The 14,153-nt window shown below is 56.3% G+C and carries 13 protein-coding genes; 10 read left to right on the plus strand and 3 right to left on the minus strand.

What is annotated here, in order from left to right; all coding sequences use genetic code 11:
• Positions 1-217: 217 nt before the first annotated feature.
• Complete coding sequence (locus tag ABJF76_RS18820; protein ID WP_413820239.1) at positions 218-1,477, plus strand: 50S ribosomal protein L11 methyltransferase; 1,260 nt, start codon at positions 218-220, stop codon at positions 1,475-1,477.
• Between the two features lie 164 nt (positions 1,478-1,641).
• On the opposite strand, the gene ABJF76_RS18825 is transcribed toward ABJF76_RS18820, so the two are convergent.
• Complete coding sequence (locus ABJF76_RS18825) at positions 1,642-1,848, minus strand: cold-shock protein (protein ID WP_108836582.1); 207 nt, start codon at positions 1,846-1,848, stop codon at positions 1,642-1,644.
• A gap of 242 nt (positions 1,849-2,090) precedes the next feature.
• Here ABJF76_RS18825 and ABJF76_RS18830 point away from each other — a divergent pair, with 242 nt between their 5' ends.
• The 5 genes from ABJF76_RS18830 (at position 2,091) to ABJF76_RS18850 (ending at position 5,918) form a co-directional block, all read left to right on the plus strand.
• Positions 2,091-2,879, plus strand: a complete 789-nt coding sequence (locus ABJF76_RS18830; RefSeq protein WP_413820240.1) for an exodeoxyribonuclease III — start codon at positions 2,091-2,093, stop codon at positions 2,877-2,879.
• 224 nt (positions 2,880-3,103) lie between these two features.
• A complete protein-coding gene (locus ABJF76_RS18835) occupies positions 3,104-3,850 on the plus strand; it encodes an alpha/beta fold hydrolase (protein ID WP_413820241.1) in 747 nt (248 codons plus the stop codon).
• A gap of 308 nt (positions 3,851-4,158) precedes the next feature.
• A complete protein-coding gene (locus ABJF76_RS18840; RefSeq protein ID WP_413820242.1) occupies positions 4,159-5,076 on the plus strand; it encodes a tetratricopeptide repeat protein in 918 nt (305 codons plus the stop codon).
• A gap of 27 nt (positions 5,077-5,103) precedes the next feature.
• On the plus strand, positions 5,104-5,745 hold the full coding sequence (locus tag ABJF76_RS18845; protein ID WP_413820243.1) for an LON peptidase substrate-binding domain-containing protein: 642 nt from the start codon (positions 5,104-5,106) through the stop codon (positions 5,743-5,745).
• A complete protein-coding gene (locus tag ABJF76_RS18850) occupies positions 5,742-5,918 on the plus strand; it encodes a Trm112 family protein (RefSeq protein WP_413820244.1) in 177 nt (58 codons plus the stop codon). The genes ABJF76_RS18845 and ABJF76_RS18850 overlap by 4 nt, the downstream gene beginning before the upstream one ends.
• Here ABJF76_RS18850 and ABJF76_RS18855 read toward each other — a convergent pair.
• Positions 5,915-7,177 (minus strand): FAD-dependent monooxygenase, encoded by a 1,263-nt coding sequence (locus tag ABJF76_RS18855; RefSeq protein ID WP_413820245.1) that lies wholly within the window; start codon positions 7,175-7,177, stop codon positions 5,915-5,917. The genes ABJF76_RS18850 and ABJF76_RS18855 overlap by 4 nt on opposite strands.
• 48 nt (positions 7,178-7,225) lie before the next feature.
• Between ABJF76_RS18855 and ABJF76_RS18860 the strand changes: the two genes are divergently transcribed.
• The 4 genes from ABJF76_RS18860 (at position 7,226) to ABJF76_RS18875 (ending at position 13,510) form a co-directional block, all read left to right on the plus strand.
• Positions 7,226-8,554: an amidase gene (locus ABJF76_RS18860; protein ID WP_413820246.1), complete on the plus strand. Its 1,329-nt coding sequence runs from the start codon at positions 7,226-7,228 to the stop codon at positions 8,552-8,554.
• A 212-nt stretch (positions 8,555-8,766) separates the two neighbouring features.
• Positions 8,767-9,945, plus strand: coding sequence for an aminotransferase class I/II-fold pyridoxal phosphate-dependent enzyme (locus ABJF76_RS18865; RefSeq protein ID WP_413820247.1), 1,179 nt, complete (start codon positions 8,767-8,769; stop codon positions 9,943-9,945).
• 17 nt (positions 9,946-9,962) lie between these two features.
• Positions 9,963-12,830, plus strand: coding sequence for a DNA translocase FtsK (locus tag ABJF76_RS18870; protein ID WP_413820248.1), 2,868 nt, complete (start codon positions 9,963-9,965; stop codon positions 12,828-12,830).
• A gap of 101 nt (positions 12,831-12,931) precedes the next feature.
• Positions 12,932-13,510, plus strand: coding sequence for a LolA family protein (locus ABJF76_RS18875; protein WP_413820249.1), 579 nt, complete (start codon positions 12,932-12,934; stop codon positions 13,508-13,510).
• Positions 13,511-13,561: 51 nt separating this feature from the next.
• Here the strand turns inward: ABJF76_RS18875 and ABJF76_RS18880 are convergent, their stop codons facing one another.
• On the minus strand, positions 13,562-14,140 hold the full coding sequence (locus ABJF76_RS18880) for a lytic transglycosylase (protein ID WP_413820250.1): 579 nt from the start codon (positions 14,138-14,140) through the stop codon (positions 13,562-13,564).
• Positions 14,141-14,153: the final 13 nt, after the last annotated feature.

The raw sequence follows: 14,153 nt of genomic DNA on the forward strand, positions 1-14,153 counted from the left end.
TGCCCGGGTTTTTTTTTGGCCGTTTTTTTGGTGACGCAATTTAGCGCGCAATTCTACAAACTTTGCTGCCGCCCAGATATCAGAAGTAAACAGGCGGCAGACAATGCGGGATGAGGTCAAAATTCTTGCCCAAACTGAACACGCATTCACCATATGTTATCCACGCGCGCCCATAAGTTCGTCCGTTGTAATGCCTTAGAATGAGGACGAATGAATAATGCCAAATGACCAGGCGGTCGCCTTTGGGAACAAACATCAAGATTGGCAAAATCACGAATGCCAGTCTCCACAAGAGGTCGCGCACCTTGTCGATCTCGCGAAGGTTGAACCTCTGACAGACGGCGGATTGCGAACGTCACAGCTCCTTTCACAGGCTTTGGTCAAAGATCCTTACCATCACGAAGCGCAGATTTTGCTTGAGCGGCTTAATCAGACGTTTGTCCCTCGTTGGCATTTCCCAATGCTTGCGGATGAGGTCCGTAATTGCGCCTATGCAAAGGCCATTGCCGCAAAGGTCAAACCCGGTGACGTTGTTCTCGACATCGGTTGTGGTGCTGGTCTGACCGCGATGCTGGCCGCGCGTGCAGGTGCGAAACATGTATACACCTGCGAACAACAACCCCTGGTTGCCCAAGCCGCAGAGCGGGTTATCGAGCAAAATGGCTTTGCAGATCGCATCACGGTTATTCCAAAAATGTCGCACAACCTTGTTGTTGGTGTGGATATCCCCGAACCGGCAGATATCGTCATTTCCGAGATCGTCGATACAGTCTTGCTGGGGGAAGGTGCGCTTGCGACGCTTGCCCATGCGATGCATCGACTTGCCAAACCCGGCGCCCGTGCCATTCCAGAACGGGGCGCGCTCAAGGCACAGTTGGTGGAAAGCGACCAGCTTTTGAACCAATGGCGCCCGCAGAAAGCCGAAGGGTTCGATCTGGATGCATTTCATAGCCTGGCGAGAGTCGCGCAAATGACACCAAATGACCTGTCGGCTTGCCAGTTGCGGCCATTAGGTCCCGCTAAGAAGCTGTTTCAGTTCAATTTTATGCGCCCGGATATACGAGCTGCACAAACAAGGCAGCATCTTATCTGCTCTGTCACGGGCACCATCCATGCCGTTTTTGTCTTCTTTGAAATGGAACTTTCGCCGGGCATCAGCCTATCAAATGGCCTGAATTCTGGTGGGCATTGGGGGCGTACAGCGTTTTTGCTTGATGGCCCTATCCCTTCCAAACCGTGCAGCCTTTTACCGATCACCGCGAGCCACGACGCATCGCAGCTTAGCCTCGTGGCGGATGAAATCATCGCATTCTCGGATGATATCAATCCGTCGACAGTTCAGATGCAAGGCACGCCAAACGGTCTAGACGCAAACAGTGACGAACCGGTGCCTAAATCGATTTCAACACCGCTGAACGCCATTTCGCATGAAAGGCAATCAAAGCACACAGCCAACGAAACACGTAAAACGGGGTAAAGCGTGGGGGGAATGTGCGTGGCCTGCGACGAGGCGGCGGATAACCCCGGACGACCTGAATGTTGACCTTAGCTTGGTCAAGCTCTTTGCAAGCAAAAGGCCCATCGTCACCGATGGGCCTTTCAAATCAATCTCAAAGCACACCCTAAAAAGGGCGCAGGCGCTTACGCCAGTGCGATGTTGGCGGCGCTTTCGCGGCCGTCGCGACCTGCTTCGATGTCGAAAGTCACTTTTTGGTTGTCGGCCAGACCTGTAAGGCCTGCGCGCTCAACGGCAGAGATGTGTACGAACACGTCTTTGCTGCCGCCATCGGGGGCGATAAAACCGAAACCTTTAGTAGTGTTGAACCATTTGACTGTACCAGTGGCCATGTCATTTTCTCCTAATAATCTGCCCACGGGATGCGGCAGGTCGGCTAAGTCATTGCAAGATCGAGAGACTGTGCCGTGAGGAGCAGTGGGCCGATAGTGGTAACGTCGCACCGACCATCTAAGAGCGACTCGTTTAAATTGCAAGGGGTTTGCCGCGATACAGCGGTCTCTCGCCTATTGGGGCTGGCCGCGCGTGCAGCACAAAGATAGGGTCCGCGCACCCCTTATCGAAAGCAACGCTCATGCCTTTTACTCTCGCCACTTGGAACATCAACTCAGTCCGCCTGCGCGAACCGATCGTGTGTAAATTGCTGCAAGAACAGGGGCCCGATGTGCTGTGCCTGCAAGAATGCAAAAGCCCGGTCGACAAAATCCCACGCGAACAGTTCACGGCCCTTGGGTATCCGCACATGGTGGCGCGGGGTGACAAAGGATATAATGGCGTCGCCATTCTGTCCAAAACCCCGATTGTCGAAGCGGGTGCGTTTGATTTTGCAGACCTCGGCCACGCCCGCCACATTGCGGGCACGCTGGAAAACGGCGTGACCATCCACAACTTCTATGTGCCCGCAGGCGGCGACACCCCCGACCGCGATAAAAACGAAAAGTTCGGCCAGAAACTCGACTACCTGACCGACATGCGCGACCATTTCGCGGCCAACCCTCCTCAAAAATCGATCCTCGTGGGCGACCTCAACATCGCCCCGCGTGAAGATGACGTATGGGATCACAAGAAACTGCTAAAAATCGTAAGCCACACACCGATTGAGGTGGATCACTTGGCCGCTGTCCAAGCCTCTGGCGACTGGGTGGACGTCACACGCCAAGATATCCCTGATGGCTTGCTGTATTCATGGTGGTCCTACCGCGCCAAGGATTGGGACGCCGCCGACAAAGGCCGCCGCCTTGACCACATCTGGGCCACCTCTGACATATCCGGATCGGCATCCGGCAGCCGCGTGCTGCGCGACGCGCGCGGCTGGGAAAAACCCAGCGACCACGCGCCGGTCTTTGCGACGTTCGACGTGTAACTATGGGGTGGGCAATCTGCCCACCACCGCCCAACGGCGGGGCGGAGAATACGTCGACGAAGACTGGACTCAGCACCTGAGTTATCAATGTTCACAGGTCCGTTTTGCGGGACAAAACTGACCTTCACCATCGCAAACTGGATGACGACAATCCAAATTTCCGTACTGCTTTGGTTAGCCTATATTAGTGTACTCGAACGCTAGTACGCGCACAGGAGTCGCCAATGCCAACAGTCGTTTTCTGCCACGGAATGCCGGGGAGTGTTCGAGATGCGAGTCTGTTGCAAGGCGCGAACCCAGAGGTCAACGTAATTGCGCTAGATTTGTTGCGCCTAGGCCCTGAAGAGGTCAATCTACTCAAATCCATCCGAAAATTGAGCGATGGTCAAAAAATTCATTTAGTCGGTTTTTCGATTGGCGCGATGGTCGCCATCAAGATAGCTGCTTCATGCCCTGAATTGGTGTCAAACCTAACATTGGTTTCGCCGGCTGCGCCACTTTCGACGGGGGATTTTCTGCCTGATATGGCTGGGAAGATTGTTTTTGATTTGGCGATGAAACGCCCAAAAATGCTGAGAGCCATCACGTGGGTTCAGGGGCTTACCGCAAGGCTTGCACCTAGCATCTTGATTAATGCCTTGTTTGCAAAGAGTGGTCCTCTCGAAAGACAGCTTTTGAAGGATCCAAGTTTCAAAGAAGATATGGCGCGGGCGCTTTACAGAAGTTTTGCTAGTGAACCCGGCACCTACCTCACTTATGTATCTTCATATGTTGCTGATTGGAGCAATGTATTGCCATTGGTGCAATGTCCGGTCGATCTTTGGCATGGCTCGAAGGACACGTGGTCTCCACCTGAGATGTCGCAGCGACTGAAGGATTTGTTAGGTTCAAATGCTGTTTTGCATGAGATTCCGGATGCAGAACATTACTCGACACTGAAATATACTAAACTTAAACCGCGCCAACGCTGATCTCCACTGCAGTAAAAAATAGGACGTTACGGATTCGTTCCCGCCCTTTGCTGCGCAGCGCATTGATGTTTCGCGTGAGGAAAGTTCATCCAGATTTTTAGCAAACTTTGGATATCCATCGATCACCTACCTTTCGGGAGCTTTTGACCCACCACTCGAATTCCCTAAGGCCCCCAAATCGACCTCTGTAACCCATTGTTTCCCCACACCCCACGCCCTGTTCCGGCCTGCGGCATATCCAGACCCCCTTGGCAGCCCGCCCATTCCGCTCCATATAACGCGGGACATTTGATGGAAGGATCATGACAATGGATCTCGGACTCTCGCCCGCCACCCCGGCTCCCGCCGATTTGATCAAAGACAGCACCGAAGCGACCTTTATGGTCGATGTGATCGAAACCAGCCAAACGACGCCCGTGATCGTCGATTTTTGGGCCCCGTGGTGTGGCCCTTGCAAGACCCTCGGCCCAATGCTTGAAGACGCCGTGACAGCCGCCAAGGGCGCTGTCAAAATGGTCAAAATCAACGTGGACGAGGCCCAAATGTTGGCCGGTCAGTTGCAAATCCAGTCGATCCCGACCGTCTATGCGTTCTGGCAGGGCCAGCCCGTGGACGGCTTTCAAGGCGCTCAACCCGGCTCTGAAATCATCGCTTTTGTTGAGCGGGTCATCAAGGCATCCGGCGGGGAATCCCCCGAGGATGGCCTGAATGAAGCCGTCGCAGCTGCCGAAGAAATGCTCACCGAAGGTGCGGTAGAAGACGCCGCGCAAACTTTTGCCGCCATCCTCGAAGAAGACCCAGAAAATGCGCCTGCCTATGGTGGTCTTGTGCGGTCCCACATCGCACTTGATGATCTTGAACAGGCGGAGGCGATCCTAAACGGCGCGCCCGCTGAAATCTCAAACAGTCCAGAGCTTGACGCAGCACATGCGCAATTGGAATTGGCCAAACAAGCCGCCGATGCTGGCCCTGTCGCCGAATTGCGCGCTGCCGTCGATGCTGACGCAAACAACAACGAGGCCCGTCTGGAATTGGCCAAGGCGTTGCATGCAAACGATGACACCGAAGCAGCCGTGGATGAATTGCTAACCCTGTTCGGGCGCGACCGTGAGTGGAACGACGGTGCCGCCAAGGCGCAGCTGTTCACAATTTTCGACGCACTCAAAGCCGATGACCCAATTGTTTTGAACGGACGCCGCCGTTTGAGCTCAATGATATTTGCTTGATGGCGTTGGCGGGCTAGTTGATTTGGTATGATCAAAATTACCGACCTTCCAAATACAATTCCCGTGTTTCCGCTGCCGGGTGCGTTGCTGTTGCCGCGCGCCCGTTTGCCGTTACATCTGTTTGAACCGCGCTATCTGCAAATGTTTGATGACACGCTGAAAACACCCGGGCGACTGATCGGCATGGTGCAACCAAACGAAGTCGCCGGGCGCGACGGAATTGGGTTGCACACGATCGGGTGCGCGGGACGCATCTCGCAATTTTCGGAAACCGAAGACAACCGATACATGATCACGCTTGCTGGTGTGTCACGGTTTCGCGTGATGTCTGAGGTTGAAGGGTTCACGCCCTATCGCCGTTGCGACGTGAGTTGGGAAGGGTTCGACCGCGACCAAGGCGACACCGAAGAAGACGTTCATTTCAATCGCCCGGCTTTTCTAGACCTTTTGGGGCGCTACTTTGATGCGCGCGACTTGTCGGCGGATTGGGATACGCTGAAAGACGCCGAAGATGAACTGTTGGTTAATTCGTTGTCGATGATGTTGGATTTCGATCCTGAAGACAAACAGGCCCTGCTCGAAGCGCCATCGCTTAGCACGCGGCGCGAGACATTGGTGACCTTGATCGAATTTGATCTACGCAGTGGAGAAGGGGACATGATCCAATGAGCATAAACGCGGACCGCCGCATGTTGGAGGCCCTGATTTGCCCCCAAACGCACGCCACATTGCGCTATGATGCGGACGCGCAGGAATTGGTTTCGGTCAATGCAAACCTTGCTTACCCGATCCGCAACGGCATTCCCGTGATGTTGGTGGATGAAGCGCGCAAGCTGGACTAAAGCGGCGCGCCGCGCATCAGTCGCGGCAAGTCGCCCGTCAGCCCTGCGGCCTCGCGGATAAATCCGCGCCGTAAGGTGGGCATGTTGCCCACCAACCCCATGCCGATATCCCGCAAGCCACGAATTAGCGCATTATCATTTGAAAACAGCCGGTTAAAGCTGTCGGTCGCCAATGCAAGCGCTGTGTTGTCAAAGCGACGCCATTCTTCATAACGGGCAAGAACAGCCACGCTGCCGGGGTCTTCACCGCGCCGCGTTGCATCCGTAATGACTTCGGCCAATGCTGCAATATCGCGCATCCCAGCGTTCAAACCCTGACCTGCAATCGGGTGCACCCCGTGGGCCGCATCCCCAATAAGTGCTGTTCGTTCTGCCACCAAATGCGCCGCAAGCGACAAAGACAGTGGATAGGTATAGCGCGCACCCGTAAGGGTGATTTCGCCCAAGAAATTTCCAAAGCGAGGGCGCAGCATTTCCAAATACTCTTCGTCCGGCAGGGCGTTGAAGGCCGACGCCACTTGCTCGGCTTCGCTCCAGACGATGGAACTGACATTGCCCGGCAAGGGTAAGATCGCCAACGGACCTGCAGGCATAAAGAACTGGTGCGCGATGCCGTTGTGCGGCTTTTCGTGGGCGATCGCGCAGACCAAAGCCGTCTGGTCATAGGTCCAACCGTTGCGTTTGATGCCTGCGCGCTGGGCCGTGCCGCTGCTGCGCCCATCTGCGCCGACCAGCACCGACCCATTTAACACTTTGCCTGAGGCCAATGTGACCGACACGCCGCTAGGTGCCACGTTTTGCGCGACAACGGTTTCCCCCGCCAGATGTGTGACCCCATCCGTGGCTGCCATTGCGTCCAAAAGTGCGCGGCGCAGATGGCGATCTTGTACCATGTGACCCATCGGGCCTTCTTCGATTTCAGCATGGTCGAAATGCATGAAAAACGGCGATGGCCCTTCCCCCGCGCGCCCGTCTGATACTTTGATCTCAAGCATAGGTTGGCTGTGATCCGCGACGGCATCCCACACACCAATGCCCGCAAGAAGTCGTCGCGATGTCAACGCCACTGCATAGCTGCGCCCATCAAAGGCTGCATTCTTGCGCACCTTTTCGGACAAGGCATCGATTACAATGACCCGGTGCCCGCTTTGGGCAAGAGCAAGGGCAAGGATCGGGCCAGACAATCCGCCGCCGGTGATCAGGATATCGCTGTCGTTTTTCATGTCCCGCACTATGGCGGCGCAGTTGGGATTGTCCATGCGCCCGGACGTCGCTACCGTCAAATCAAACGCGGCAGGAGATGGACGATGCAAGACTGGTTAAGCAAAAGCGCAAGCGATTTGGGGCGTGCTATTGGTGAAGGCAAGGTTGATCCCGTCAATCTGGCCCATGCGTTTTTCGAGCGTATCCATGCGCATCCACTCAAGGACCGGATCTATGCCCGCCTGACCGAAGATCGGGCCATGTCCGAGGCGCGCGCCGCGTCTGAGCGCGCCAAGGCTGGTCAACGCTTATCGCCGTTGGACGGTGTGCCCATCAGTTGGAAAGACCTATTTGACACGGCAGGGGAGGGCACCGAAGCCGGATCGAAGCTGCTGGCCGGGCGTGTTCCGGACGCAGACGCGAGGGTGCTGGCCAATGCGACGGCCATGGGATTGGTGTGTCTGGGCAAAACGCACATGAGCGAGCTGGCCTTTTCAGGATTGGGCTACAATCCTTCTACCGACACCCCGCCTTGTGTGAATGACGCGGATGCCGTGCCGGGGGGATCATCTTCTGGCGCGGCGGCGTCAGTTGCGTTTGGGTTGGCCCCTGCGGCCATCGGGTCAGATACTGGCGGGTCGGTGCGCGTGCCTTCGGCATGGAACGATCTTGTGGGGTTGAAGACGACGCATGGTCGGTTGTCTTTGGAAGGGTGCGTGCCACTGAGTTTGAAATTCGACACAGTCGGGCCATTGACCCGGAGCGTCGAGGATGCGGCGCTTTTGATGGCTGTCATGGAGGGGGCACCGGCCCCTGATTTGCGCGGCGCATCGTTAAAGGGACGACGCTTTGCGGCGCTGCAAACCGCTGTGCTGGACGATATTCGCGAAGCCCCCTTGGCGGCTTATGAAGCGTCACTTGGCAAGTTACGCGCTGCGGGGGCGGTCATCGAACCGTTGGAGGTGCCTGCCGTGAGCGAAGCACTTGCGGTTACAGGGCCATTGCTGCCGGGCGAAGTCTATGGGTTGTGGCGTGACATTATCGAGGCCAATCCGGATGCGATGTATTCTGAGATTTTGGAACGTTTCCGTCTTGGTGCGTCTTTCACTGCGCCTGATTATAGTGCCGCGTGGGCGCAGCTTGAGGCTGCGCGCGGGGCGTGGGATGCGGCGACTGTGTCTTTTGATGCGGTGTTGGCGCCAACGACCCCGAACTTGCCGCCTAATTTGGAACGCTTGAATACGGACAGCGACTATTACAAAACGGAGAACCTTTTGGCGCTGCGCAACACACGCATCGGCAATTTGTTGGGGATCTGTGCGCTGACTTTACCGACCGGTGTACCGAGCTGTGGGATTATGATGATGGGTGCGCGGGACTGTGAAGCGGCATTATTGCGCGTTGGTGCAGCGGCTGAGGCGGCCTTGGGCTGATCCAAAGGACGCTTGCGCGACGACATTTTTAGGGGGCTTTGCCCCCGTCCTGCGGACTCCCCCAAGCATATTTTTAGAACAATGAAGGAGGGTTCTTTGGCCGAATTGCCACGTGTTGCGAGTTTTGGCGTGGTTTTTCTGGACGAAGGAGTCTTGGTTGGGTTAGTTTAGGACAAACGGGGCGATCATGATCCCGTGTCTGAGGCAGTTTTATGAAGTTTCCCGAGCGGTTTTCGAACCTTCCGGCGTATGCGTTCCCACGTTTGCGCGCCCTTTTGGATCATCATCCGGCGGGCGGCGATGTTGTGCATATGACCATTGGCGACCCCAAGCATGCATTTCCTGCGTGGGTGACGGATGTCATCGCTGAGCATGCCATAGGCTTTAACAGCTATCCGCCCAATGAAGGTATTCCCGAATTGCGCGGTGCGTTCTGTGATTGGTTGGGTCGTCGCTATGGTGTGACCAAGGACCCGGATGTGCACGTGATGCCGCTGAATGGCACGCGTGAAGGGCTTTATAATGCGGGGATGGCGTTGTGTCCCGAGGTCAAAAATGGTCAGCGCCCTGTCGTGTTGATGCCGAACCCGTTTTATCAGGTCTATATGTTGGCCGCGATTTCGGCGGGGGCGGAGCCTTATTTGGTGCCTGCCACGGCGGAAACTGGGCATTTGCCTGACTTTGCTGCTGTTGATCCTGCGATTTTAAACCGCGCGGTGGCCTGCTACATGTGCTCGCCCGCCAATCCGCAAGGTGCAGTTGCCGACAAGGGGTACTGGCGTGACTTGATTGCATTGGCCGAGCAGTATGATTTCCAGTTGTTCGCCGACGAATGTTATTCTGAAATTTATCGCGATGTGCCCCCGGTGGGCGTGTTGGAATGCCTTGAAGGGGCGAACCCCGAGCGGGTTGTGGCCTTTCATTCGCTGTCTAAGCGGTCGAACCTTCCGGGCTTGCGTTCGGGGTTTATCGTTGGTGGGCCTGAAACCATGCGCGAAGTGCGTCAGTTGCGCACCTATGCGGGCACGCCTTTGCCTGCACCTTTGCAGCACGCTGCCGCCGCCGTTTGGGCGGACGAAGAACACGTGATCGACAATCGTCGTCAATATCACGAGAAATACGCGCTGGCCGACGCCGTCTTTGGCGACGTTCCAGGCTATGCGGCACCCGAAGCGGGATTCTTTTTGTGGCTTCCCGTGCCGGATGGCGAGGCCGCGTCGCTTAAACTTTGGCAAGAAACTGGCGTGCGGGTATTGCCCGGGGCCTATCTTGCGCGCGAAATCGACGGGTTCAACCCCGGTGACACATATATCCGGGTGGCCATGGTCGCCCCAATGGCAGAGACCGAGCGGGGGCTTCATGCCATCCGTGACACTCTTTTCGCCACATAAAAAACGAGGAACGAGGCATGGCATTTCAAACACAGCGTGATCCACTTTTTGATCAGAATGTGCAGGCGGCGATCGAAAAACGCGGCCGCGAGCTTGTCGGGATCGCCTTGTTGGTCGTCGGCATGATGGCAGCAACGATGATGCTAAGCTATACGCCTCATGATCCGAATTGGCTGGCCTCGACAGATGCGCCTGTTCAAAACTGGATGGGGCGCACTGGCGCGTCTTTGGCCGCACCTATGTTTATGATCGCCGGGTGGGGCGTTTTTGGTATCGCTGTCGTTCTTATTGTTTGGGGCGTGCGGTTTATGCTGCATTGGGGGCGTGATCGGGCCTTGGGGCGTTTGATTTTCGCGCCGATTGCCGTGGCCTTGGGGTCGGTATATGCCGCAACGTTGCAACCCGGTGCAGAGTGGAGCGCGACCCATGGTTTTGGCCTTGGCGGTCTGTTTGGCGATACGGTCATGGCCTTTTTACTGACGGCGCTGCCCATTGGGTCGACCTTTACGGTCAAGTTGATGTCTTTGCTGATGGGCCTTGGCATCCTTGTCTTTGGCGCGTTTGTTTTGGGCTTTACGCGCGCTGAAGTGACACGCCTTTCGCGATTTTTTCTGGTCGGGCTGGTTGTGGCCTATGCCGGATTGATGACGTTGCTGGGCCGGGGCGCAAGTGGCGCTGTCCAAGCCGCGCGTGTGATGCAAGAAAAACAGGCCGAACGGCGCACGCAGCGCGAAGTTGAAGCCGCCGAGGCGGAAGCTTATGCCGCAACGGTTCCACCGGTCTCTGCTTGGTCCGAACAAGATGACGTGGCAGAAGACGCGCCCAAACCAGGCCTGTTGGCCCGCATGCCGGGACTGATCAAACGCGCTGATCCAGAACCGCAAGAGATGCCGGAAATGGAACTGGTCGAAAGCCATAGCGTTGCTGATGTGGGCGAAGGTCCGGGCGATGAGCGGATCAAGAACAAGATTTCTGATGTCATCAAATCGCGTGTGCGTGGTGGGCCGGTTGGTGGTTCCAACTCAACCACACCATTGACCAAAGGGCGCGGGCGTGGCCCTTCTCCGTTGGTGTTGAACACGACGCCGCAACATGGTTTGCCGCCTGAACCGCCGATGACGGCCCTCGCTGCGGCAAGTATTGCCACCCCGACCTATGCCGCACCCGAAGAGGTGATGGACGAAGTCATCGAACCTATGGTCACCTTGGATGTGCCCGAACCTGTGGCACCCGCTCCGGTTGCCCCCGCCCCGGTGATCCCGGTCGCGGAACCGCGTAAAGTGGTGCAACAACCGGTGCGTAAGCCCGTCCAACCCAGCGTCCGTGCACAGGCCGAAGCGCAACCCAAGCTGGCGTTCGAAGATTCACATCCCGGCTTTGAATTACCGCCATTGAGCCTGCTCGAAACGCCCACTGTCGTGGCGCGCAGTCATCTCAGCGACGAAGCGCTCGAAGAAAATGCGCGCATGTTGGAAACGGTTCTGGACGACTATGGCGTCAAAGGCGAAATCGTTGCTGTGCGCCCCGGTCCCGTCGTTACAATGTACGAACTCGAACCGGCGCCGGGCCTTAAGGCCTCTCGCGTGATCGGGCTTGCCGATGATATCGCGCGTTCCATGGCCGCACTTTCGGCGCGTGTGTCGACTGTTCCTGGCCGTTCGGTCATTGGTATCGAACTGCCAAATGAAAACCGTGAAAAAGTAGTGCTGCGTGAAATCCTTGCGTCGCGCGACTTTGGTGACAGCAATATGCGTCTGCCGCTGGCTTTGGGTAAGGATATCGGCGGCGAAAGCATGGTCGCGAACTTGGCTAAGATGCCGCACTTGCTGATTGCGGGTACGACGGGTTCCGGTAAATCGGTGGCGATCAACACCATGATCCTAAGCCTGCTTTACAAGCTAACGCCGCAGGAATGCCGTTTGATCATGATTGATCCCAAGATGCTGGAACTGTCGGTTTATGATGGCATCCCGCATCTTTTGTCGCCTGTTGTGACGGACCCGAAAAAGGCGGTTGTGGCCCTGAAATGGACCGTGGGCGAGATGGAAGAACGCTATCGCAAGATGTCCAAAATGGGCGTGCGCAACATCGAGGGCTATAACGGACGCGTTCGCGAAGCCTTGGCCAAGGACGAGATGTTCAGCCGCACTGTGCAAACCGGATTTGACGACGACACGGGCGAACCGATCTTTGAAACAGAAGAGTTCGCACCCGAGGCGTTGCCCTATATCGTTGTTATCGTCGACGAAATGGCCGACCTGATGATGGTTGCGGGCAAAGAAATCGAGGCCTGTATTCAGCGTCTGGCGCAGATGGCGCGTGCCTCTGGCATTCACTTGATCATGGCGACACAGCGGCCATCGGTTGACGTTATCACTGGTACGATCAAGGCGAACTTCCCCACGCGGATTTCCTTCCAAGTGACGTCTAAAATCGACAGCCGCACGATCTTGGGTGAAATGGGGGCCGAACAACTGCTGGGCATGGGTGACATGCTTTATATGGCGGGTGGTGCCAAGATTACCCGTTGCCACGGGCCGTTTGTGTCGGATGAGGAAGTCGAAGAGGTGGTCAATCACCTCAAGGCCTTTGGTGTGCCGGATTATGTCAGCGGCGTGCTGGACGGCCCGGACGAAGACAAAGAAAGCAGCATTGATGCGGTGCTTGGTTTGGGTGGAAACACCGATGGCGAAGACGCGCTTTATGACACCGCCGTGGCCATCGTTCTGAAGGATCGCAAGTGTTCGACCTCTTACATCCAGCGCAAACTGGCCATTGGGTATAACAAGGCGGCGCGTCTGGTCGAACAAATGGAAGATCAGGGCGTTGTTTCTGGGGCCAACCACGTTGGCAAACGTGAAATTTTGGTTCCAGAACAGGGTTAACCCGCGCAATAGGCGCATGATCGCCGCTTGCTATCGCATATCAATGCGGTCCGTCCTATATTTGGATCAACGACAATGATCCGAAAGGACGGACTGTAAAAATGACTTTGGTTTCACGTATCGCAGCAGTTGCACTGGCCGTTACGACCGCACAAGGCGCGTGGGCGGACAAGCTGCCTTTGGGCGCGATTTCGAACTATCTGAATGACCTAAAGACGGTCGATGGCACCTTTACCCAGATCAACGACGATGGGTCTGTCGACACAGGCAACATCTATATCAAGCGGCCGGGTAAGATGCGTTTTGAGTACAATGCGCCCAACACCGCGCTTGTCGTGGTGTCTGCCAATGCGGTTTATATTGCGGATTCCAAATCGAACCAGCCGCCGGAAACCTATCCGCTGCGGCGCACACCGCTGTCGCTGATCTTGGCACGCAACGTGAACCTTGGGGCGGCGAACATGGTTGTGGGGCATGATTTTGATGGCACTGCGACTGTGGTGACGGCGCAAGATCCAGAGCACCCAGAATACGGCAATATCCAGATGAAATTCACGGAAAATCCAGTGCAGCTGCGCCAATGGGTCATCAACGATGACGGAGGTGGTCAAACTACAGTGGTGCTGGGCGAAGTCAAAGTTGGGGGCAATCTGCCCAATCGTTTGTTTAATCGACCCTAAGGTGCGATTCGAAATGCGGGGCAGGGCGGACAAGCCGCCTTGCCCGTTATTTTAGCTGCAAGACCGCAATTGCGACGCATACAAGTTGGATCGTTGACCAACTTCACCAGCGACACGCACCAACCATGGCTTGCTGTTGTAGGACCCGCGGGCAAAGCCCGTGCGACCCTCGTGATAGGCAAGATATTGATTGCGCGCGTCTGACAGCGGCACACCTAGGCGCGACTGTGTTTGCGCCATGTACCAGCCCATAAAGTCTGTGGCATCCCTGATACGATCGCGCCGCGCAGTGCGTTTGCCTGTGGCGTCAACGTATTCGTCCCACGTGCCATCCAACGCTTGGCTGTAGCCATAAGCGCTTGATTGCCGCCCCAGCGGCACCACACCCGCCGCATAGCGGAACGGCGTGCGCGCGTCGGACACAAATTTACTTTCTTGATAGATCGTCGCCATCTGCACGTGCACAGGCACGCCGTATTTGCGTTCAGTGGCCTTAAAGGCCGATAGGTATGTCGGGCGCTCGGACAGGATCGAACAGGCGTTATCCAGCTGACGGGGGGCCGTACCCGACCCGCCACCACAGCTGGCAGCCAAAAGAACCAATGCCATCGCGCGAAAGAGTCTGCTCATTTGCCTCACTCGC

Source organism: Tateyamaria sp., assembly GCF_039940735.1.
GTDB lineage: Bacteria > Pseudomonadota > Alphaproteobacteria > Rhodobacterales > Rhodobacteraceae > Tateyamaria.

Bases quoted from the DNA above. Each gene is read 5' to 3' on its own strand.
- ABJF76_RS18820 (WP_413820239.1), top strand. From the start codon at position 218: ATGCCAAATGACCAGGCGGTCGCCTTTGGGAACAAACATCAAGATTGG.
- ABJF76_RS18825 (WP_108836582.1), bottom strand. From the start codon at position 1,848: ATGGCCACTGGTACAGTCAAATGGTTCAACACTACTAAAGGTTTCGGT.
- ABJF76_RS18830 (WP_413820240.1), top strand. From the start codon at position 2,091: ATGCCTTTTACTCTCGCCACTTGGAACATCAACTCAGTCCGCCTGCGC.
- ABJF76_RS18835 (WP_413820241.1), top strand. From the start codon at position 3,104: ATGCCAACAGTCGTTTTCTGCCACGGAATGCCGGGGAGTGTTCGAGAT.
- ABJF76_RS18840 (WP_413820242.1), top strand. From the start codon at position 4,159: ATGGATCTCGGACTCTCGCCCGCCACCCCGGCTCCCGCCGATTTGATC.
- ABJF76_RS18845 (WP_413820243.1), top strand. From the start codon at position 5,104: ATGATCAAAATTACCGACCTTCCAAATACAATTCCCGTGTTTCCGCTG.
- ABJF76_RS18850 (WP_413820244.1), top strand. From the start codon at position 5,742: ATGAGCATAAACGCGGACCGCCGCATGTTGGAGGCCCTGATTTGCCCC.
- ABJF76_RS18855 (WP_413820245.1), bottom strand. From the start codon at position 7,177: ATGGACAATCCCAACTGCGCCGCCATAGTGCGGGACATGAAAAACGAC.
- ABJF76_RS18860 (WP_413820246.1), top strand. From the start codon at position 7,226: ATGCAAGACTGGTTAAGCAAAAGCGCAAGCGATTTGGGGCGTGCTATT.
- ABJF76_RS18865 (WP_413820247.1), top strand. From the start codon at position 8,767: ATGAAGTTTCCCGAGCGGTTTTCGAACCTTCCGGCGTATGCGTTCCCA.
- ABJF76_RS18870 (WP_413820248.1), top strand. From the start codon at position 9,963: ATGGCATTTCAAACACAGCGTGATCCACTTTTTGATCAGAATGTGCAG.
- ABJF76_RS18875 (WP_413820249.1), top strand. From the start codon at position 12,932: ATGACTTTGGTTTCACGTATCGCAGCAGTTGCACTGGCCGTTACGACC.
- ABJF76_RS18880 (WP_413820250.1), bottom strand. From the start codon at position 14,140: ATGAGCAGACTCTTTCGCGCGATGGCATTGGTTCTTTTGGCTGCCAGC.